General features: G+C 76.7%; 16 protein-coding genes. 8 read left to right on the top strand and 8 right to left on the bottom strand.

The annotated features are described in order from the left end of the window. Positions 1-26: 26 nt before the first annotated feature. From ACQUFX_RS06905 to ACQUFX_RS06870, 8 genes are all read right to left on the bottom strand, one after another. Complete coding sequence (locus tag ACQUFX_RS06905) at positions 27-1,793, bottom strand: ABC transporter ATP-binding protein (protein WP_428965192.1); 1,767 nt, start codon at positions 1,791-1,793, stop codon at positions 27-29. Continuing rightward, entirely contained in the window at positions 1,790-3,523 is a 1,734-nt protein-coding gene (locus ACQUFX_RS06900; protein WP_428965191.1) for an ABC transporter ATP-binding protein, read from the bottom strand. Before ACQUFX_RS06900 ends, ACQUFX_RS06905 begins: the two co-directional genes overlap by 4 nt. A gap of 14 nt (positions 3,524-3,537) precedes the next feature. Continuing rightward, positions 3,538-4,581 (bottom strand): radical SAM protein, encoded by a 1,044-nt coding sequence (locus tag ACQUFX_RS06895; RefSeq protein ID WP_428965190.1) that lies wholly within the window; start codon positions 4,579-4,581, stop codon positions 3,538-3,540. Between the two features lie 104 nt (positions 4,582-4,685). After that, complete coding sequence (locus ACQUFX_RS06890; protein ID WP_211271973.1) at positions 4,686-4,820, bottom strand: ALQxL family class IV lanthipeptide; 135 nt, start codon at positions 4,818-4,820, stop codon at positions 4,686-4,688. Between the two features lie 5 nt (positions 4,821-4,825). After that, a complete protein-coding gene (locus ACQUFX_RS06885; RefSeq protein ID WP_428965189.1) occupies positions 4,826-6,634 on the bottom strand; it encodes a S9 family peptidase in 1,809 nt (602 codons plus the stop codon). Next, positions 6,631-9,444: a class IV lanthionine synthetase LanL gene (lanL, locus tag ACQUFX_RS06880; RefSeq protein ID WP_428965188.1), complete on the bottom strand. Its 2,814-nt coding sequence runs from the start codon at positions 9,442-9,444 to the stop codon at positions 6,631-6,633. The genes ACQUFX_RS06885 and lanL overlap by 4 nt, the downstream gene beginning before the upstream one ends. Before the next feature lie 316 nt (positions 9,445-9,760). Continuing rightward, entirely contained in the window at positions 9,761-11,740 is a 1,980-nt protein-coding gene (locus ACQUFX_RS06875; RefSeq protein ID WP_428965187.1) for a sensor histidine kinase, read from the bottom strand. Further along, positions 11,740-12,081: a hypothetical protein gene (locus ACQUFX_RS06870; RefSeq protein ID WP_428965186.1), complete on the bottom strand. Its 342-nt coding sequence runs from the start codon at positions 12,079-12,081 to the stop codon at positions 11,740-11,742. Before ACQUFX_RS06870 ends, ACQUFX_RS06875 begins: the two co-directional genes overlap by 1 nt. A 59-nt stretch (positions 12,082-12,140) precedes the next feature. On the opposite strand from ACQUFX_RS06870, the gene ACQUFX_RS06865 reads away from it, so the two are divergent. The 8 genes from ACQUFX_RS06865 (at position 12,141) to ACQUFX_RS06830 (ending at position 18,971) form a co-directional block, all read left to right on the top strand. Further along, positions 12,141-12,791, top strand: coding sequence for a response regulator transcription factor (locus ACQUFX_RS06865; RefSeq protein ID WP_428965185.1), 651 nt, complete (start codon positions 12,141-12,143; stop codon positions 12,789-12,791). A 138-nt stretch (positions 12,792-12,929) separates the two neighbouring features. After that, positions 12,930-13,127, top strand: coding sequence for a hypothetical protein (locus ACQUFX_RS06860; RefSeq protein WP_428965184.1), 198 nt, complete (start codon positions 12,930-12,932; stop codon positions 13,125-13,127). Positions 13,128-13,144: 17 nt separating this feature from the next. Next, positions 13,145-14,185, top strand: coding sequence for an AAA family ATPase (locus tag ACQUFX_RS06855; RefSeq protein ID WP_428966881.1), 1,041 nt, complete (start codon positions 13,145-13,147; stop codon positions 14,183-14,185). Then, on the top strand, positions 14,182-15,168 hold the full coding sequence (locus ACQUFX_RS06850) for a DUF58 domain-containing protein (protein ID WP_428965183.1): 987 nt from the start codon (positions 14,182-14,184) through the stop codon (positions 15,166-15,168). The genes ACQUFX_RS06855 and ACQUFX_RS06850 overlap by 4 nt, the downstream gene beginning before the upstream one ends. After that, positions 15,165-16,124, top strand: a complete 960-nt coding sequence (locus ACQUFX_RS06845) for a VWA domain-containing protein (RefSeq protein ID WP_428965182.1) — start codon at positions 15,165-15,167, stop codon at positions 16,122-16,124. The genes ACQUFX_RS06850 and ACQUFX_RS06845 overlap by 4 nt, the downstream gene beginning before the upstream one ends. Positions 16,125-16,184: 60 nt before the next feature. Then, positions 16,185-17,063 (top strand): S1C family serine protease, encoded by an 879-nt coding sequence (locus ACQUFX_RS06840; RefSeq protein ID WP_428965181.1) that lies wholly within the window; start codon positions 16,185-16,187, stop codon positions 17,061-17,063. A gap of 10 nt (positions 17,064-17,073) precedes the next feature. Continuing rightward, positions 17,074-17,769 (top strand): response regulator transcription factor, encoded by a 696-nt coding sequence (locus ACQUFX_RS06835; RefSeq protein WP_428965180.1) that lies wholly within the window; start codon positions 17,074-17,076, stop codon positions 17,767-17,769. Continuing rightward, a complete protein-coding gene (locus ACQUFX_RS06830) occupies positions 17,766-18,971 on the top strand; it encodes a sensor histidine kinase (protein ID WP_428965178.1) in 1,206 nt (401 codons plus the stop codon). The genes ACQUFX_RS06835 and ACQUFX_RS06830 overlap by 4 nt, the downstream gene beginning before the upstream one ends. Positions 18,972-19,254 lie beyond the last annotated feature (283 nt).

The raw sequence follows: 19,254 nt of genomic DNA, 5'->3' as shown, positions 1-19,254 counted from the left end.
CGGTGTCCGCCCTGCCGCCGACCGGCCTACCGGCCGGCGGTGGTCGGGGCGGACCCCGGGTCGGTGGCCGGGAGTTCGGCCGTGGTACGCCAGTGCCCCACCAGCTCGGCGTAGCGGGCGCTGTCGCGCAGCAGGTCATCGTGCCGGCCGAGGTGGTGCCGGTCCCCGTCGATCAGCAGCACCCGGGCCGCCCGGCGGGCGGAGCTGATCCGGTGCGCGATCACCACGAGGGTGCCCGGCCGCGCCGCGAACGCCGTCTCGGCCCGCGCCTCGGCAGCCGGGTCGAGGTGGGCGGTGGCCTCGTCGAGGATCACCACCCGGGCCGGGCTGAGGTGCACCCGGGCCAGGGCCACCAGTTGCCGTTCACCGGCCGAGAGGTCGGCACCGCCGGCCCCCACCCGCGCGTCCAGCCCGCCGAGCCGGGACAGCACCGGGGCCAGCCCCACCGCCTCGGCCGACCGGCGCAGTTCGTCGTCGGTCGCCTCCGGGGCGAGGTAGCGCAGGTTGTCCCGGAAGCTGCCGGCGAAGACGTACGCCTCCTGCGGGACCAGGGCGAGGGTCGTGCGCAGGTCGGCGCTGCGGGCCTGCCGGACGTCCACCCCGCCGAGGCGTACCGTGCCCCGGTCGGCGGGCCAGAGCCCGGCCAGCAGCCCGGCCAGGGTGGACTTGCCGATCCCGCTGGCCCCCACGACCGCCAGGTGGTCGTCGGCGGGCAGGGTGAGCGAGAACGCCCGCAGCACCGGGTCCGAGTCGGGCCCGTACGCGAAGGTGAGGTCCCGTACCTCGACGTCGTACCGGTCGGTCAACGGCTGCGGGCCCTCGGCGTGCGGTGGCGGCGCCGGCACCTCCTCGGCCAGCCGCCGCAGGTTCACCACCAGCGTCAGTCCCGAGCTGCTGAGCACGCCGACGAGCCCCCGCAGCGCCGGTTCGAGGCTCACCGACAGGTAGGTGGCCGCCCCGACCGCCTCGCCGAGCCCAAGGTGTCCCGCGCGCACCAGCCAGGGCGCGGCGACCAGCAGGGCCAGCAGCGGGACCTGCCCGCCGACGAGGATCACCAGGCCGCGCGCCGCCATCGACCGGGCCAGTGCCCGTTCCCGGACGACCTGCCGGTCCACCGCGTCACCCAGGTCGGTGACCGCCCGCTGTTCGCCACCGCAGGCGATGACGTCCCGCAGCCCGTGCAGCGTCTCCCCGGCGCGGGCCGAGACGTCCTCCTCGGCGGCCAGCACCGCCCGGTGCCGGGCCACCTGTCCGGGCAGCAGCGCGGCGAACAGCAGCACCGCCAGGGCGACCAGCAGCGCGGTCGACGCGGCGACGGGCGGCGCCAGCAGGGCCAGCCCGACGAGGACGGCGACCACGGTGAACGCGACCTGGCGGACCTGGCGCAGCAGCACGAACAACGCGCCGCGCACCGCCTCCACCTGTTCGGTGAGCCGGACCACCACGGCGGTGCCGGGCGGGCGGCCGACGCCGGTGCTGGCGTGCAGCGTGTTCGCCACGACGGCGGTGGCGAAGGCGTCCCGGACCGGCTCGACCACCTCGGCCAGCCAGGGGAAGAGCCGTCGGGTGCCGAGCACGCCGACGGCGGCGGCGGGGAGCAGCGCCGCCAGCAGCAGCGAGCCGGCCACCACCTCCCCGGCCACGTACCGGTCCACGGCGGCGGCCACCAGCAGGCCGGCGGTCAGCGACGGCACCGCCTCCACCAGGGACCAGAGGGCGATCCGGGCCAACGCCGCCCGGCGCCGGAGGACCTCGGCCACGAGCAGGGCCGGTCCGGGGGTGGTGGCGGTCATGGGGTACTCCCGGCGGTGAAGACGGCACGGTAGTCGGGATACCGCGCCCAGAGGTCGCGGTGCGGGGCCACGGCGCGGATCCGCCCCCCGTCCAGCCAGGCCACCGCGTCGACCTGCGCGGCGGTGGCCACCCGGTGCGCCACCACCAACCGGGTACGACCGGCGAGGCCGGTGGTCAGCGCGGCGGTGACCCGGGCCTCGGTGACCGTGTCCAGGCTGGACGTGGCGTCGTCGAGGATCATCAGCCGGCCGCCGTGCACCAGCGCGCGGGCCAGGCCGAGCCGTTGCAGTTCCCCGCCGGAGAGCGGCACCCGGGCCAGCGGGGTGTCGACGCCGTCCGGCAGCCGGCGCAGGAAGTCCAGGGCGGACGCGGTCCGGGCCGCCTCCTGCACCCGGGCGCCACTGGTCCCCGGCCGGCCGTACGCGAGCGCGTCGGCCACCGTCGTGCCGAGCAGCACCGGCCGGTCGAAGGCGTAGCCGACCTCGCGGCGCAGCACGGTGGCGGCCAGCGCGTCGAGCGGTACCCCGTCGAGCCGGACCTCGCCCTCGTCGGGGCGCAGCAGGCCGCCGGCGACCAGCGCCAGGGTGGACTTGCCGGCGCCGGAGCGGCCGACCACGGCGACGGTCGTGCCGGCCGGGACGGTCAGGTCCACGTGGTCCAGCACCGGGTGGCCGTCGTGGCGGACGGTCACCCCGCGCAGGTCCAGCCGGCCCGCCCCGGCGGGCAGCCCGCCGGCCGCCGGCACGGACGGGCCCGGCTGGGGCGGGGGCTGGTCCAGGATCTCGTCCACCCGGCCGGCGTTGGCCTGGGCGTGCGCCAGGAAGGCCAGGGTGTCGGAGAGGTAGATGAAGCCGAGGGCGAAGCCGAGGTAGAGCGACGCGGCCAGGAACTGGCCGGGGGTGATCCGGCCCTGCACCACGGCGACCCCGCCGACACCGAGCACCAGCACCCGCAGCCCGGCCAGGACCAGGTCGAGCTGCCAGGAGATGTCCCCCTGCACCCGCCAGGTCTGCCGGCCGGCCTCGGCGAGGGCGGGTAGCGGGGCGAGGATCCGTTCGGTCTCCCGCCGCTGGGTGCGCGACGCCTGGATGGTCCGGCTGCCGGTCAGCGCGTCGGTGAAGCGGGCCGCGATGTCGCCCTGGTGGCGCAGGTAGTCGCCGTAGCGGCTGCGGACCCGCCGCATCATCAGCCGCAGCAGCAGCACGGCGGGGGCGATCCCGACCAGGAAGGTCACCCCGAGCCACCAGTCGATCAGGCAGAGCGCGACCAGTCCGCCGACCGAGGCGGCGCCCTCGACCACCACGGTGACCAGCGACGGTACGCCGTGCGCGGCGGCGGCGGTGTTGCCGGTGAATCGGGCGAGCAGGTCCCCGTCGTCGTGTCGGCGGGTGCCGGCGATGCCGAGCGCGAAGAGCCGCCGGACGAAGAGGTGGCGTACCCGGGCGAGCACCCGGGTCACCGCCCTGGCCTGGCTGACCAGCCCGGCCGCCTCGGCGAGCACCTTGGCGGCGACCAGGGCGACCAGGGCGGCGAAGGCGAGCCCGGGGCCGGTGCCGGCGAACGCCCGGTCCACGGCGGCGGCCACCGCCGCGGGCAGCAGCAGGGTCACCGCCACCCCGGCGACGGTCCAGGCGGCGGTCACCGCCAGCGGCGGGCCGGCGGTGACGGTCATCCGGGCCAGGCTGGACCCGGTGAGTCGGCGCAGCGGGGCGAACCCGGTCACGGCCATGGTCGGTGCTCCGCTCAGCCGGGCTGCCCGGCGAGGTGCGCCGGACGCCGGTCGATGCGCGCGCGGACCAGCCGGTCACCGAAGTGCTGGTCGAGGCGGCGGGTGGCCTCCGCCCAGTCCCGCATGGTGCGGACCGGGCCGAGGGTCGCGGTGACGAACGGGTCGCTCCACCGCTGGACACAGCGCCGCCACACCTCGCCGGGGTCCTCGGTGAGCAGGCTGCCGACCGTACCCTCGTAGATCGGCATGGCCCGTGCCGCACCGTCCGGCTCGACCTGCAGGAACGGGTACCAGCCCCGGGCGAGGTGGTCCGGGTGCACCTGGAGCATCCGGTTGTCCTGCACGACGACGGTGACCGTCTCCGGCATCAGGGCGCGCAGCCGCTCGCCGGTGGCGGGGTCGGCGAGGGCGTCGGCCTGGTCGTCGTCGAGCAGTTCGGCGTCGACGAAGCTGGGTCGGCTGGCCAGCCCGATCGGCATGGCGGCACCGAACCAGACGAAGTCGAGGTTCGGCAGCCGGTCGGCGAGTCGGGTGCAGAGCTGGTCGAGCTGGTCGAAGCTGCTGCGGACCACGGTGCAGTCGACGCCGAACTCGGCGCAGCGGCGGCCGGCGGCACGCAGCCGGGCGGCCTCCCCGTCGAACTGTTCCAGGGTGGCCATCGCCCGCTCGAAGGAGCCGGCGCGCCCCCGGACGCGGTCGTGCACCGCCGGGGTCGCCCCGTCCACGCTGACGTTGACCCGGTCGAACTCGGTGAGCAGGTCGGCGGCGGTCCAGTCGGGCAGGGACCAGCCGCCGGTGTAGAGGGCCACGCCGATACCGGCGGCGCGGATCCGGCGGGCCACCTCGGCCAGGCCGCGCACCAGCAGCGGTTCCCCGCCGGCCAGGGCGATCCAGCCGGGCCGCAGCGCGATCAGCGCGTCGGTGACCCGCAGCAGGTCGGCCGGGTCGAGCTGACGGCTGGGCCGGCGGCCGGACTCGGAGTAACAGTGGGTACAGCGCAACGGGCAGGCGTAGGTGATGTCCCACACCACGTCCGCGGGCCGTTCGGGAAGTGTCATCACCATCGTCCTCGCAGGTGGCGGCGGGGACGGTGCGGGACGCCGGTCGCGCCCCGCACCGCCCGGTACGCCTGATCGGATCGGCGGTCGCCACCGCCGCGGGATCAGCAGGTGCGGGTGCAGCCGCTGGACGTGCACGTCGTCGGGCCGCACGGGAACAGCGCGACCTCGTCGTCGGCGGGCAGCAACTGCAGCGCCTGCACGTCGAGCTCGAACTCGAAGTCGATCTCGGTCTCCATGGGGTTCACCTCCTCTCCGGTGCCGGTACGGACACCACGACCGGGTCGGGCGTGGTGGTCTCGGGGCCGTGCCGGAGGAAGTCCGTCACGGTGCGGCGCAGGGCCGCGGCGGGCCCGCCGTGGAACGGGTCGTGTCCCGCGTCGGGCAGTTCCAGGTAGCGCACCGGTGCGCCGGCCGCCCGCATCCGGGCGTGCAGGGCCCGCGACTGGCTGACCGGGATGACCTCGTCGCGGGCGCCGTGCACCAGCAACAGGGGCACCTGGCGGGGGTGCAGCCGGAGCAGGTCGCGGGGACCGAGGTCGTCGGTGAGCGCGGTGGCGCCGCCGAGCCGGTCGACGAGCCGCCGCACCGGCGCGGACGCCTCGGCGCGCAGCCGGGCGCCGCTGAGGAAGGGCGCGACGGCCACGGCGCGGCGGAACAGGTCGGGGCGGCAGGCTGCGGCGAGCACGGCGAGGAAGGCCCCGTAGCTGGTGCCGTAGAGGGTCAGGGTGCCCGCCCCGTCGGCCCGCAGCCGGTCGCCGAGGGCCAGCACGTCGGCCAGGTCCGGACCGCCCCAGGCGTCGCGGATGGCGTACCGGTGGGCGTCGCCGTAGCCGGTGCTGCCGCGCTGGTTGGGGGCCACCACCGCGAGGCCGGCGGCGTGCAGGTGCTGGGCCAGCGGGTCGAAGCCGAGGTCCCAGGCCGCCTCCGGGCCGCCGTGCAGGACCAGCACCGTGCCGGGGCGGTGCGCCGGGTCGCCGTACGTCATCGCCTCGATCGGGCCGGCCGGGCCGGGCAGCCGGCGGCGGCGGGCGGGGGTCCACGGACCGCCCGCCGGGGTGTGGAACCGGGCCGGCGTGCCGGGCGGACCGGGGACGCCGAGCAGGCCGGGGGGCAGCGCGGTGGCGGAGAAGGGCACGGTCAGCGCGGTGTCGTTCCAGGCGGCGGTGTCGCCGAGCCGGCCCGGCGCGGGCAGCCCGATCTCCTCGGTGCGGCCGGTGGCCAGGTCGTGTCGCAGCAGCGTGGACCGGCCGTGCCGGGTGACGGCCACCGCGAGGTGGGTGCCGTCGGGGGCCAGGGCCAGGGGTACGGCGGTCCCGGGGACGCCGAACGGGGCGACGGGTCGGGACCGGCCGTGGCCGTGCCGGTCGGTCCAGGCCAGCCGGAGCCGGCCCGGGGTGCCGTGGGCGGCCAGGACGACGCCGGTGGCGGGGTGGGCCAGCAACAGGTGGGTCGGCTCGCCGGCGGCGGGCAGTTCCTGCGGGGTCGGCTGCGGGTCGGCCAGGTCGATCACGGCGGGCCCGGTACGCCCGTCGTGGTGGTGGGTGAAGCCGAGCCGCAGCGGGTCCGGCCCCAGCCAGGCCGCGCCCCCGACCGTGCCGGGCAGGACGGCGACGGCGACCGGCGGTCCGGCGGCGTCGACGCGCCAGATCGTGGTGCCGACGCCGGTACGGGTCAGGGCGTACGCCACCGCCCGGGGGTCCGGCGCGGGCAGCAGCCGGACCGGGCCCGCCGGCAGGGTGCCCAGCGGCACCTCGGCGGCCGGTCCGTCCCCCGGCACCAGCAGGGTGAGCCGGGCCTCGGCGGCGGTGTGGTCGACCAGCAGGACCCGTCCGTCGTCGCTGCACGTCACCTGACATCGGGCCGGCAGCGGCTCCCGGGTGGGCACCCGGTGGCAGTACGGCACCGGCCGGTCCAGCGACCACGCCTCCAGGTGGGTGGCGCCGTCCTCGCCGTGGCCCAGGCTCACCGCGCGGGTACCCGCCGGGGAGAAGGCGAAGCCGCTGCGCAGCAGGGCCCGCGCGGGACGCTGCCCGACGGTGGTCGCGGTCATGCCGGGCTCCCGGCGGGCAGGGCCGCCGCGCGGCGGTTCGGCTCGGTGCCGCCCGTCGTCGCGTGCCGGGTCGGCTCGGTGACGCCGGTCGCCGGGGCGGCCGGCAGGAACGGGCGGGTTCCCCCGTGCCGCAGCCGCAGCAGGTAGCCGACCGCGCCGGAGAGGCCGGTGTGGAAGTCGGCGACCACGTCGAGCAGGGTCTCGTCGGGCAGCAGCAGCCGGCCGTCGCGCAGCCCGGACCGGGCCCGCATCCAGGCGGCCAGTTCACCGGCCCAGGTCCGGTACCGGGCCTCCCCGGTGGCGTCGGCGAGGTCGAGCAGGAAGTGTCCGTCGCCGGCCAGGCCGTGACAGGCCGCCGGGGAGGCCAGCGCGGCGGCCCGCCGGACCGTGACCGCCACCCGGCGGGCCAAATCGCCGTAGCGGTCGTCGCCGGTGGCCGTCCAGAGCCGGACGAGGAAGGTGCCGATGCCGGAAGCCCCGCTGCACCAGTGCGCCGCCATCGCCTGGGCCCGGCCGGCGCCCTGGTCGTCGGTGGGCCACCGGACCCCGCCGTCGTCGTCCTCGGCGACGGCCACGAGCGTCTCGCCGGCCGCGAGGGCCAGGTCGCGGTACCCGGGGTGCCCGGTCAGGTCGGCGGCGGCCAGCAGGAACGTGGCGACCCCGGCCACCCCGTGCCCGAAGCCGTACTGGCGCAGGCCGGCCAGTTCGGAGAGCAGGTCGGCGGGGACCGGCCACATCACCCGCCCGTCGGTACGCTCCACGGTGGCCACCAGGTGGTCGGCGCAGTCCAGGGCCCGTCGCCGGAACCGGTCGTCGCCGGTGACCTGCCACAGGTGGAGTTGGGCCAGGCCGGCCCCGGCCGTACCGTGGCAGACGTCCGGGTTGGGCCAGCGCAGCGGCGTCCGCAGCGCCAGGTCGAGGGCCACCCCGGCCAAGGCCGGATCGGCCAGGAACCGGGCCGCGTCGTGCAGCGCCCAGGCCGTGCCGGAGCGGCCGAAGTAGAGGCCGGGCAGGGTACGCGGCTCGTGCGGTAGCTGGTCGACGATCCACCGGGCGGTGCCGGCGACGGCGTCGCGCAGCCCGTCCCCGCCGGGCGTGCCGGCGGCTAGGGTCAACACGGACAGGACGCCGGCCGCGCCGTGCTGCACGGCGCACGGGTCGGTGGTCTCCCCGAACGGGCCGGACCGCCACAGCCGGTCGACGCGGTACGGGCGCATCGTCGTGGTGAGGAAGGCCAGGCCGTCGCGGACCAGCCGGTCGGCGTCGGCGGTGGGCAGCGCCGCCGCCGCGTCCGCGTCGGCCGCCGGCTCCGGTTCCGGCCGGTCGGCGAGACCGGTCAGGAAATCGCGGACCCGGGGCAGCTCCCACCGCCGGTCGGGGTCGTCGTCGGTGAGGCCGAGGACCAGGGGACGCAGCAGCGGTACCGCCGGCATCCGGGCGGCGACCAGGTCGAGCAGCGCGGCGATCCGGGGCGCCACCGGCTGCTCGGTCGGCTCGTCGCGCAGCAGCACCGGGTTGATGCCGCTGACCAGGTGACAGATGGTCGCGCCGAGGCTGAACCGGTCGCTGGCCGGCTGCGGGGCGGCGTCGACGAGGGCGCTGCCGCGCTGTTCGGGTGAGGCGTAGCCGAAGGTGACGGCCCGGCCGACGGGGGTGCCGGGCGGGACGGCCAGCTCCAGGTCGACCATCCGGGGCCGCTCGTCGTCGCCGACCATCACGTTGAACGGGTTGAAGTCCCGGTGCACCAGGCCGGCGTCGTGCACCGCCGCCAGCAGGTCGGTCAGCCGCAGGGCCAGGCGTACCACGGTGGCCAGTGGCAGGCCCCGGTCCGTCCGGCCGGTCCGGGCCAGCTCGGCGGCCCGCCAGGCGTACAGGTGGGCGCCGGGGATGAACTCCTCGGCCAGGAAGAGGTCCTGCTGGTGGGTGAAGAGCTCGACCAGTCGGGGGGCGACGTCGGTGTGGGCGAGCCGGCGCAGCACGTCCGCCTCGTTGCGCAGCGCGTCGCGGGCGTCCGCGCCGGTGAGGTCGCTGTCGGCGTGCCGGCGGGCCTGCTTGACCACCACCTGCTCACCGGTGCGCTGGTCCACCGCCCGGTAGACGCCGCCCCGGTACGAGTGCCGGATCGCGTCGCGGACCAGGAACCGCCCGCCGAGCAGCACCGGACGGGGCGACCCGCCGCCGGTCCGGCGGGGCGGGGCGGGCAGCGGCGAGCCGGCCCACGACGGCGGGTCGAACCAGGCCCGGCGCACGTCCCGGGTACGGGTGCCGTCGGGGCCGGTCAGCAGGGTCTCGTAGGTGCCGTCGTCGCCCAGCTCGCTGCCCCGGAAGCCGCCGTACCGGTAGTGCACGAGCCCGCCGGAACGGTACGGCCGGTCGGAGAGGATCCCCGGGCCGGGCAACCCGTACGTGGCCTGGTGCAGCCGCTCGGCGAGCAGCCGGAACTGCTCCTCGTCGGTCGGGTACGCGGTGATGAACTTCCCGCCCCCGCCCCGTTCGGCGTTGCGGGAGACCATCCGGGCGGCCATGTCCAGGCTGCGGGAGAACTTGAACGCGCAGCCGGCGCGGACCAGCACGTCGGCGGCGCGGGCCAGCACGATCGGCGCGGAGAGCTGGGTCGCCGAGACGTGCAGCTTCCAGCCGTGCGGGGGCAGGGCGTGCTCGGGCGGGGCCAGCAGGCACCACAGGCTGCTCCGCCGCACCGTCCAGTCCTCGACCCCGGCGCGGATCAGCGCGATCCGGGCGATGTCGAGCAGCAACAGTTGCGCGACGTCCTGCGGTTGCCTGGTGTGCTCGGTCTGTCCGACGGACACCCCGCACCCCCTCTCCGGTCGTCCGGGCCGTTCGTGGTCCGGCCTCGTTGGACACCTGAGACGATCGCGGACCGGCTGTCCCGACCCCAGGGACCACGGCCCGGCTCGCTCGGGACGTCCGCTCGGGTCTCCGGGACGGATTCCCGGCGGTGCCCGCACGACGGACGCCGCGCCGTCCCTGCGCGGGCAGGGCGGCGCGGCGTCGGACAGTGGGGGGCGGGGCAGCCAGTGCGGGGCGGGGCAGGCAGCGGGCAGCGTGGCGTGGCGTCGGTCGGTGCCCGGGGCGGCCGGAGGGTGCGTCGGCGGGGGCCGGCGGTCAGCCGGTGGTGATCGGCAGGTGGGCGTGGATCCGGGTGCCCGGGTCGGCGCCGGTCACCACGAAGTCGCCGCCCAGTTCCTGGCAGCGCTGCCGCATCGAGGCCAGACCGATGCCGTCGCACCGGCCCGGACCGGGACCGGGCCCGGCGCCGTCGTCGACCACCTCGATCGACAGGTGGCCGGGGTCCCGGGTCACCGTCACCCGGGCCCGGTGCGCCGCGGCGTGTTTGACCACGTTGGTCAGCGCCTCGTCGACCAGCCGGTAGGTGGCGACCTCCACGGCCGCCGGCAGCGCGGCGAGGTCGTCGGGGGCGTCCAGGTCGACGGCGAGGTCGGCCCGCCGGTGTCGCCGGACGGCGGCCTCCAGCGCCGGGCGCAGGCCCCGGTCGAGCGCCGGGGGCCGCAGGTCGTCGATGATGTTGCGGAGTTCACCGGCGGCGTTGCCCAGGTCGGCGGCGAGCTGGTCGAGCAGGGTCCGGGCGGCCGGCTCACCGACCAGGTTCCGGGCCGCGGCGGTCAGCATCCGGGCCCCGCTCAGCGCCGCGCCGACCCCGTCGTGCAGGTCCTGCTGGAGCCGGCGCAGCTCCTCCTCACGGGTGTGCACCAGGCGTTCGCGGGCCCCCTGCAACTGCCGGGTCAGCCGGACCGAGGCCGCCGAGGGCCCGAGCTGGGCGACCAGGCCGAGCAGCAGCCGGCGTTCCCGGCGCGACCAGGTCTCGTCCGCGCCCCGGGGCTGCACGGCGAGCTCACCGATGGCCCGGCCCTGGTAGGCCAGTGGCAGGGTGGTGACCGACCAGGGCCGGAGCTGACCGAAGGTCGCCTCGGGCTGCTCCCGCCCGGTGAGCCGGATCTGCACGAACGGCACCCGCATCCCCTCGCCGATGGCGGTGACCGCGCCGGCCAGCACCTGCTCGGGCAGTTGCGCGGCGCCGATCCGGCGGTTGAGCAGGCCCACCAACTGGTCCGGCCGGGCGCCCCGGCCGTACACGGCCAGTCGCAGCAGGGAGCGGACGTACTCGTGCAGGGGCAGCAGGCCCACCACCACGACCGCGACCGCCGCCGCCGCGTCCGGCGGGACGACCCGGGCCACCAGGCCGACGGTGACCGCGTAGACCGCGAGGACGGTGAGGCTCAGCAGACCGTACGCCAGGGAGCGGTGGATCAGGTTGTCGATCTCGTAGAGGCCGTAGCGCAGCACACCGACCGCCGCCGCCGCCGGCATCGCCAGGACGCCCAGCAGCCCGATCACCGGTACGCCCTCCACGGTGTCCAGCAGGAACGCGGCGAGCAGCAGCACGGCGTTGCCGGTGGCCCAGAGCAGCGGACCCCGGCGGGTCGGGGGCGTCCGGCGGATCCGTACCAGCAGGGCGAGCACGGCCACGGCGGCGCCGAGCAGCAGGGCCCCGGTCGCGCCCAGCACCGCCACGCTGTCCCAGCCGGGGACGACCCGGGCGTCGCCGCCGAGCAGGCCGGGCGCCCGGCCGGTGAGCGAGATCAGCCCGGCGGTGCCGACGACGACCACCCCGGACAGTGCCGCCACCACCGGCCACCACCGGCGTCCGGGCGGCGCCCCGGTCGGGAAGAGCAGGGCCACCAGCACCAGCAACCCGTAGCTCGGCCACCACGCCCAGAGCCGGAGCCAGTCGGTCGGGGCGCTGGCGACCGCGGCGCCGGCCACCGTCGTGGCGCCGCAGAGCCCGACGCCGAGGACCAGCCAGCCGCAGGGGTTGCGGGGCGAGTGGGCGGCGATCCGCGCGCCCAGCGGCGCGCAGACCGCCGCCAGCAGCCAGTCGCGGGCCTCGGCGGGCACCCGCCCCGCTGGTGGGGAGCCGAGCCACCCCTCGGCCCGGGCGAGGGCGAGCAGCGCGGCGGCGGCCACCAGCAGCAGCGCGGTACCGGCCAGCGCCCAGGCCAGCCGGGCCGCCCGGGCCGGCCGAGACCACCGCGCGCCGGTGGGCGGGGTGGCCTCGGCGGACATCAGTGGAAGTCGCCGAGCAGGCTGTGCAGCATGTTGTGGTACGCCGAGCCCTTGGCCGGGTGGTGCGTCCCGGCGAGCGCCGGGAAGGGCTCGCCGGGCAGGGGCGGCAGGCCGAGCAGGTTGACCGACCAGGGCCCGCCGTCGACCATGAAGCAGGCCTCGATGGCCTTCACCACCTCGGTGAGGGTGACCCTGGCCCGGGGCACGGTCGGGTGGCTGTGCGGCCAGTCCCCCGGACTGCCGAGCCGGGCAGCGGCCAGCACGTCGTCCAGCCACTGCTGGACCTCGACCGTGCCGTCGTCGACGACGACGGCCGAGGTTGTGTCGTGAATGTTTCGCATGGCCGGGAGTATCGACAGCGGCTCCTGCCCGGCACAACGAGGTTGTAGAGTTCCGGACTGTGAACGGGGCGACACCGTCGGGAATCCACGTGCTGGTCGTCGACGACCATCCGGTGGTCTGCCGGGGTCTCGCCTCCCTGCTCGGCGCCGAGACCTGGATCGGACGGGTGTCGGAGGCCGGCACCGTCCGTGAGGCCCGCCGGCTGGTCACCACCGAACGGCCCCAGGTGGCGATCATCGACCTGGGGCTGCCCGACGGTGACGGGGTCGAGTTGGCCGGCCAGCTCAGCGCGGTCGCGCCCTTCTGCGCCACGATCGTGATGACCATGACCAACGACCCGGACACCGTCCGGGCGGCGCTGGCCGCCGGTGCCCGGGGGTACCTGCTCAAGGACTCGGCGCCGGAGCTGGTGGTGGCGGCGGTGCGCACCGTGGCCGGTGGGGGCAGCGCCCTCGGGCCGGGGGTGGCCACCGGGTCGGCCCCGACCGGCCGGTCCCACCAGCCCGCCGGCCCGCTCGACCGGCTCAGCCCCCGCGAGCGGGAACTGCTCGGCCTGCTGGCCCACGGACACACCAACCGGGAGATCGCGGCGCGGCTGTCGCTGAGCGAGAAGACCGTCCGCAACCTGCTCTCCATCATCACCGGCAAGCTCGGCGTCGCCGACCGGGTCCAGGCGGTGCTGCTGGCCCGCCGACACGGGCTGCGCTGAGGCGGGTCGCCCCGCCGCCGGTTCCGCGCCGCCCGAGGGTACGCGGCGTCCTTCGGCTGTCTTTCGGTCCGCTCTGGCCCAATGGGACCCACGCGGGTGTCCCGACGCCCGCCCAGGCCCACGACCGAGGAGCAGCGCATGCGGATCAGAACCATGACCGGACTGGCCGTCGCCGGTGCCGCCGCCGTCACGGCGGTCGCCGGTGGCGCGGCGTACGCCGAGACGCGCGCCGATCCCGAACCCGTGGTGCAGATCGTGACCGAGCGGGAGCCGGCCGACCGGGACTGCCCGCGCGGGACGGCGACGACGGTCCCCGTGCCGCAGGAGGCGTGGTGACGGCGACCGCGCCGGGCCTGGTGGACGCGTCCACCCTGGATCCCGGCATCGACCACGGCACGGCCGCGCGGCTGCTGGAGCAGACCCTGTTCGAGGTCAAGCGGGTCATCGTGGGGCAGGACCGGCTGGTGGAGCGGCTGCTCACCGCGCTGCTCGCGCAGGGCCACTGCCTGTTGGAGGGGGTGCCCGGCGTGGCCAAGACCCTCGCGGCGGAGACCCTCGCCACCGCTGTCGGCGGCAGCTTCGCCCGGATCCAGTTCACCCCCGACCTGGTGCCGTCGGACATCCTCGGCACCCGGATCTACCGCTCGTCGCGGGAGAGCTTCGACATCGAGCTGGGCCCGGTGATGGCGAACCTGGTGCTCGCCGACGAGATCAACCGGGCCCCGGCGAAGGTGCAGTCGGCGCTGCTGGAGGTGATGGCCGAGGGGCACGTCTCGCTCGGCGGGCGCAGCCACCCGGTGCCCACCCCGTTCCTGGTGCTGGCCACCCAGAACCCGATCGAGTCCGAGGGGGTCTACCACCTGCCCGAGGCGCAGCGGGACCGGTTCCTGCTGAAGGTGCTGGTGGACTACCCCACCGACGACGAGGAGCTGGGCATCCTCTACCGGATGGGCACCACCCGGCCGGCGGCCCGCCCGGTGCTCGACCCGGCCACCCTGGTCGCCCTCCAGGGCCTCGCCCGGCAGGTCTTCGTGCACCACGCGCTGGCCGAGTACGTGGTCCGGCTGGTCCTGGCCACCCGGGACCCGGGCCGGTTCGGGCTGCCGGACGTGGCCGGGCACCTGGCGTACGGGGCCAGCCCCCGGGCCACCCTCGGTCTGGTCGCCGCCGCCCGCGCGGTGGCGCTGCTGCGCGGGCGGGACTACGTGCTCCCCACCGACGTCCGGGAGATCGCCCCGGACGTGCTCACCCACCGGCTGGTGCTCTCCTTCGACGCGGTCGCCGACGGCGTCGACCCGGCGCACCTGGTCCGACGGCTCGTGGACGCGGTGCCCCTGCCCCAGATCGCCCCGGCCCAGGAGAACCAGGGCCCCGGCCTGGGAGCGGCGGCGTGACCGGCCACGCCACGGCGCTGTCCCGGCTCGCCCCGGAGCAGCGGCTGCGCCGGCTCGAACTGGCCGTCACCCGCCGCCTGGACGGCCTGCTGCACGGCCAGCACCTGGGCCTGCTGCCGGGGCCGGGCAGCGAGCCGGCGGGCAGCCGCGAGTACCGGCCCGGTGAGGACGAGGTCCGCCGGATGGACTGGTCGGTGACCGCCCGGACCACGGTGCCGCACGTGCGGACCGTCGACGCGGACCGGGAGCTGACCACCACCGTGCTGGTCGACGCCACGCCGAGCATGGACTTCGGCACGGCGGAGCTGGAGAAGCGGGAGCTGGCGGTGGCCGCGGTGGCGGCCGTCGGAGTGCTCACCGCCGGGCTCGGCAACCGGCTCGGCGCGCACCTGCTCGGCCACCAGGGACTCCGCCGGTTCCCGGCCCGGACCGGCCGGCCCCACCTGCTGGGACTGCTGCGGGCGCTGCTGGCGGTGCCCCGGGGGATCCCGGCGACCCAGGCGGTGCCGCTGGCCGAGGCGGTCGACGGGCTGCGCCGGGCCACGCCCCGGCGGGGCCTCGCCGTGGTGGTGTCGGACTTCCTCGACGCCCTGCCCGACGAGGGGGTGTCCGGGGCGGACGGTCCGCCGCCGGCCTGGGAGCAGCCGCTGCGCCGGCTGGCCGCCCGCCACCAGGTGCTCGCCGTGGAGGTGACCGACCCGCGTGAGCTGGAACTGCCCGACGTCGGGCTGATCACCCTGGTGGACCCGGAGAGCGGGCGCCGCCGGGAGGTCTCCACCGGCAGCCGGAAGCTGCGCGAACGGTACGCGGCGGCAGCGGCGGCGCAGCGCCTCGCGGTGACCCTGGCGGTGCGCCGCAGCGGCGCGACGCACCTGCGGCTGAGCACCGACCGGGACTGGATCACCGACATCGTCCGGCACGTGCACGCCCAGCGCCGGCTCGCCGGTGCGGCCCGCCCCCACCGCCGGGAGGTGTCCGGATGAGCTGGCAGTCCCCGGAACGGCTGTGGCTGCTCGCCGGGGTGGCCGCGCTGCTCGCCGGCTACCTGGTGGCGCAGCGCCGGCGCAGCCGGTACGCGGTCCGCTTCACCAACCTGCGGCTGCTCGACCGGGTCGCCCCGACCCGGCCGGCCTGGCGGCGGCACGTGCCGGCCGGGCTCTTCCTGGCCATGATGGCGCTGCTGGTGGTCGGCTTCGCCCGCCCCACCGACGAGGTACGGGTGCCCCGGGAACGGGCCACCGTCATCGTCGCGGTGGACGTGTCCCGGTCGATGCTCGCCACCGACGTCGCGCCGGACCGGCTCACCGCCGCCAAGGACGCCGCGCGGGAGTTCGTCGGCGGCCTGCCCGAGGAGTTCAACGTCGGTCTGGTCGCCTTCGCCGGCAGCGCCTCGCTGCTGGTCGCCCCGGACACCGACCGCGCCGTCGTCGGCGCCGGCATCGACCGGCTCGCCGAGGGGGTCACCGGCATCCAGGGCACCGCGATCGGCGAGGCGATCCACACCTCGCTGGAGTCCATCCGGACGGTGGACGAGCGGGCCCCGGACGAGCCGCCGCCCGCCCGGGTGGTGCTGCTCTCCGACGGCGCCAACACGTCCGGCCGGGACCCGGGGGGCGCGGCGGCCCAGGCCGGCGAGGCGGGGGTACCGGTGGACACCATCTCCTTCGGCACCCCGGACGGGACGATCGGCACGGGCGCCTGGGACCAGCCGGTACCGGTCGACGGGGAGAACCTGCGCGCGGTCGCCGAGCAGACCGGCGGCGCGTACCACGAGGCGGGCAGCGCGGACGAACTGCGCGCGGTGTACGCCGACATCGGCTCCTCGATCGGGTACGAGACGCAGCGGCAGGACGTCTCGGCCCGGTTCATCGGCGCCGGGCTGGTGCTGGCCCTGCTGGCCGCCGCCGCCTCGATGCTCTGGTTCTCCCGGCTGCCCTGACCGTTCTCCCCGCCGCCCGGCCGACCCGGCCGCGAACCGTCCACGAAGGAGGGCGTACCCATGTCGACGACTCCCCCGGGGCTCGGCGAACCGCGCGGGCCGTGGTTCGTCTCCCCCGACCTCACCGCCGCCGGCTCCCCGACGGCCCGACCCGGGCCGGACGGCGGGCCGGCGGCCGGCGACCGGCGGTGGCCCCGGCTGCTGCTGACCGGACTGGCCGTGGTCGCGGTGTCGGCCGGGGCGGGCGGCACCGCCGGGCACCTGGCCGCCCGTCCGGACGCCGGGCCCGAGGTGACCGGGCTGGTCCCGCCCCCGTCGGCCAGCGCCGACCCGATCGCCTCCGACCTGGTCGCCGCCGCCGGGCAGGTGCTGCCCGGGGTGGTGTCGGTGCAGGTGCGCGGGTCGGGGCGGGCCGCCTCCGGCTCGGGTTTCGTGATCGACGACCGGGGCCACGTGGTCACCAACGACCACGTGGTGGCCCGGGGCGGGACGGTCAGCGTGGTCGGCGCCGACGGCCGCCGGCTCACCGCCCGCCTGGTCGGCCGGGACCCGGACACCGACATCGCGGTGCTGCGGGTCGACGCGGGCCACGCGCTGCGTCCGCTGCCGCTGGCGCCGACCGGTCAGACCCGGGTCGGCGAGTCGGTCCTCGCGGTCGGCTCGCCGCTGGGGCTCTCCGGAACCGTCACCGCCGGCATCGTCAGCGCGCTGGACCGCCCGGTCCGGCTCGGCGGGGGGACCCGGCAGCCGGCCGTGCAGACCGACGCCTCCATCAATCCGGGCAACTCGGGCGGCCCGCTGGTCAACACCCGGGGCGAGGTGGTCGGGGTGAACACCGCCATCGCCACCCTGGAGGGCAGCGGCAGCATCGGCATCGGCTTCGCCATCCCCATCGACCGGGCCGCCCGGGTCGCGGAGCGGCTGATCGCGGCCGGTTAGGTTGGGTCGCGTGCGACTGCTGGTGGTGGAGGACGAGGAGGACCTGGCCGGCGCCCTGCGCGTCGGCCTGGCCCGGGCCGGCTACGCCGTCGACGTCGCGGTGGACGCGACGCAGGCGTACGACCGGTTGTTGGTGAACGGGTACGACCTGATGCTGCTCGACGTCAACCTGCCCGACGTCGACGGGTTCACGGTGTGCCGGGCGATCCGCCGCGGCGAGGTGGAGGTGGCCGCCGGGCGGGACCTGCGGGTGCTGATGCTCACCGCCCGGGGCGCGCTCGGCGACCGGGTCCGGGGCCTCGACGAGGGGGCCGACGACTACCTGGTCAAGCCGTTCGCGCTGGCGGAGCTGCTGGCCCGGGTACGGGCGCTGCTGCGGCGGGACACCGGCGGCACCTCGGCGGTGCTGACCGTGGGCGCGCTGACCCTGGACACCGCCCGGCACGAGGCGCACCGGGGCCCGCGGCGGCTGCACCTGACCCCGAAGGAGTTCGGGGTGCTGGAGTACCTGATGACCCGGCCGGGCCGGGTGGTCTCCGCCGAGGAGCTGCTGGAGCACGTCTGGGACGCCAACGCCGACCCGTTCACCCAGACCGTGCGGGTGACCGTGGGGACGTTGCGCCGCAAACTGACCGGCGACGGCGCGCAGCCGTCGATCGAGACGGTGGTCGGGCGCGGGTACCGGCTACGGGAGGAGGCGGCGTGAAGCTGTTCCGGTCGATCCGGTTCCGGTTGACGGTGCTCTACTCGACGCTGCTGTTCGCCCTGGCCGGGGCGGGACTGGCGGTGGCGTACGTGGCGGTGGACCGGGCGGTGGACCCGAAACCGGTCACCAAGCGGTACGAGGCGCAACTGGTCAAGCTCAAGAGCGACGGGCGTACGGTGCCGACCGGCACCACCATCGAGGTCGCCGAGGTGCAGCAGATCGAGGACGAGGTGAACCTGCGGCTGTTGCAGACCGTGCGGGACTACTCGCTGATCGCCCTCGGCGGGTTGTTCGTGGCCAGCCTCGGCATCGGCTGGGTGCTGTCCGGGCGGGCGTTGCGCCCGGTCGGGGCGATCGCCCGGACCGCGCGGGAGATCCAGGCCACCGACCTGTCCCGGCGGATCCACCTCACCGGCCCCCGCGACGAGCTGCGCGACCTGGCCGACACCATCGACTCGATGCTGGACCGCCTGGACCGGGCGTTCCAGGGGCAGCGGCAGCTCATCGACGACGCCTCGCACGAGCTGCGCAGCCCGCTGGCGATCATCCGGGCGAACCTGGACGCCTCGCTCACCTCGCCGGAGGCGACCGAGGCGGAGCGGGCCGCCGCGGTGGCCACCGTCGACCGGGCGACCACCCGGATGTCCCGGCTGGTCGAGGACCTGCTGGCCACCGCCCGGCGGGACAGCGAGGCGCTCACCGACACCGACGTCGACCTCGGCGCGGTCGCCCGGGAGGCCGGTGAGGACTTCACCCCGCTCGCCGCCGAGCGGGGGCTGCGCCTGCGGTACGCCCTCGGCGACGGGCTGACCCTGATCGGCGACCCGGACGCGCTACGCCGGGCGGCCGGGAACCTGCTCTCCAACGCGGTCCGCCTCTCCCCGCTCGGCGGGGCAATCACCGTGGCCACCGGCCGGGTCGGCTCCTGGCTCTGGCTGGCCGTCGCCGACGAGGGGCCGGGGATCGCGGAGGCCGACCGGTCCCGGGTCTTCGACCGGTTCTGGCGCGGCGAGACCGGCCGGGGCAGCTCGGCGGACCGGCGGACCGGGCTGGGGCTGGCCATCGTGCGGCAGATCGTCGAGTCCCACGGCGGGCAGGCGGTGGTGCACTCCCGGCCCGGGGCGGGCAGCACCTTCGTGCTCTGGCTGCCCGCCGCCGACCGGACCGACGACGACCCCCCACCCCCGACCTCCCCGGTCTGAACCGGGGAACCGGGGTCGACCCGACCCGGGTACGGCGTCCCCGCCCCTGCGGAGGGCGGCGGGATGATGCCGGAGAGAGGCTGTCGAGCTGCCCGCACAGACGGGGCACGGCCCCGTCCGCCGCTCGGTGCCGACGCCGGCCGGGCAGGCCAGGGCCGACCGGGCCGGTCGCGGGGCCGAACCACGGCCGGCCGAACCGGTGGCGGGGCCGAACCACGGCCGACCGGACCGATGGTGGGGCCGAACCACGGCCGACCGGGCAGGGCACGGCCGACCGGGCAGG

The organism is Micromonospora fluostatini, assembly GCF_050410825.1.
Taxonomy (GTDB): Bacteria; Actinomycetota; Actinomycetes; order Mycobacteriales; family Micromonosporaceae; genus Micromonospora; species Micromonospora rosaria.
This window is presented reverse-complemented; position numbering and strand designations above follow the sequence as displayed.

Bases quoted from the DNA above. Each gene is read 5' to 3' on its own strand.
- ACQUFX_RS06900 (WP_428965191.1), bottom strand. From the start codon at position 3,523: ATGGCCGTGACCGGGTTCGCCCCGCTGCGCCGACTCACCGGGTCCAGC.
- ACQUFX_RS06890 (WP_211271973.1), bottom strand. From the start codon at position 4,820: ATGGAGACCGAGATCGACTTCGAGTTCGAGCTCGACGTGCAGGCGCTG.
- ACQUFX_RS06860 (WP_428965184.1), top strand. From the start codon at position 12,930: ATGCGGATCAGAACCATGACCGGACTGGCCGTCGCCGGTGCCGCCGCC.
- ACQUFX_RS06840 (WP_428965181.1), top strand. From the start codon at position 16,185: ATGTCGACGACTCCCCCGGGGCTCGGCGAACCGCGCGGGCCGTGGTTC.
- ACQUFX_RS06845 (WP_428965182.1), top strand. From the start codon at position 15,165: ATGAGCTGGCAGTCCCCGGAACGGCTGTGGCTGCTCGCCGGGGTGGCC.
- ACQUFX_RS06870 (WP_428965186.1), bottom strand. From the start codon at position 12,081: ATGCGAAACATTCACGACACAACCTCGGCCGTCGTCGTCGACGACGGC.
- ACQUFX_RS06895 (WP_428965190.1), bottom strand. From the start codon at position 4,581: ATGACACTTCCCGAACGGCCCGCGGACGTGGTGTGGGACATCACCTAC.
- ACQUFX_RS06875 (WP_428965187.1), bottom strand. From the start codon at position 11,740: ATGTCCGCCGAGGCCACCCCGCCCACCGGCGCGCGGTGGTCTCGGCCG.
- ACQUFX_RS06905 (WP_428965192.1), bottom strand. From the start codon at position 1,793: ATGACCGCCACCACCCCCGGACCGGCCCTGCTCGTGGCCGAGGTCCTC.
- ACQUFX_RS06885 (WP_428965189.1), bottom strand. From the start codon at position 6,634: ATGACCGCGACCACCGTCGGGCAGCGTCCCGCGCGGGCCCTGCTGCGC.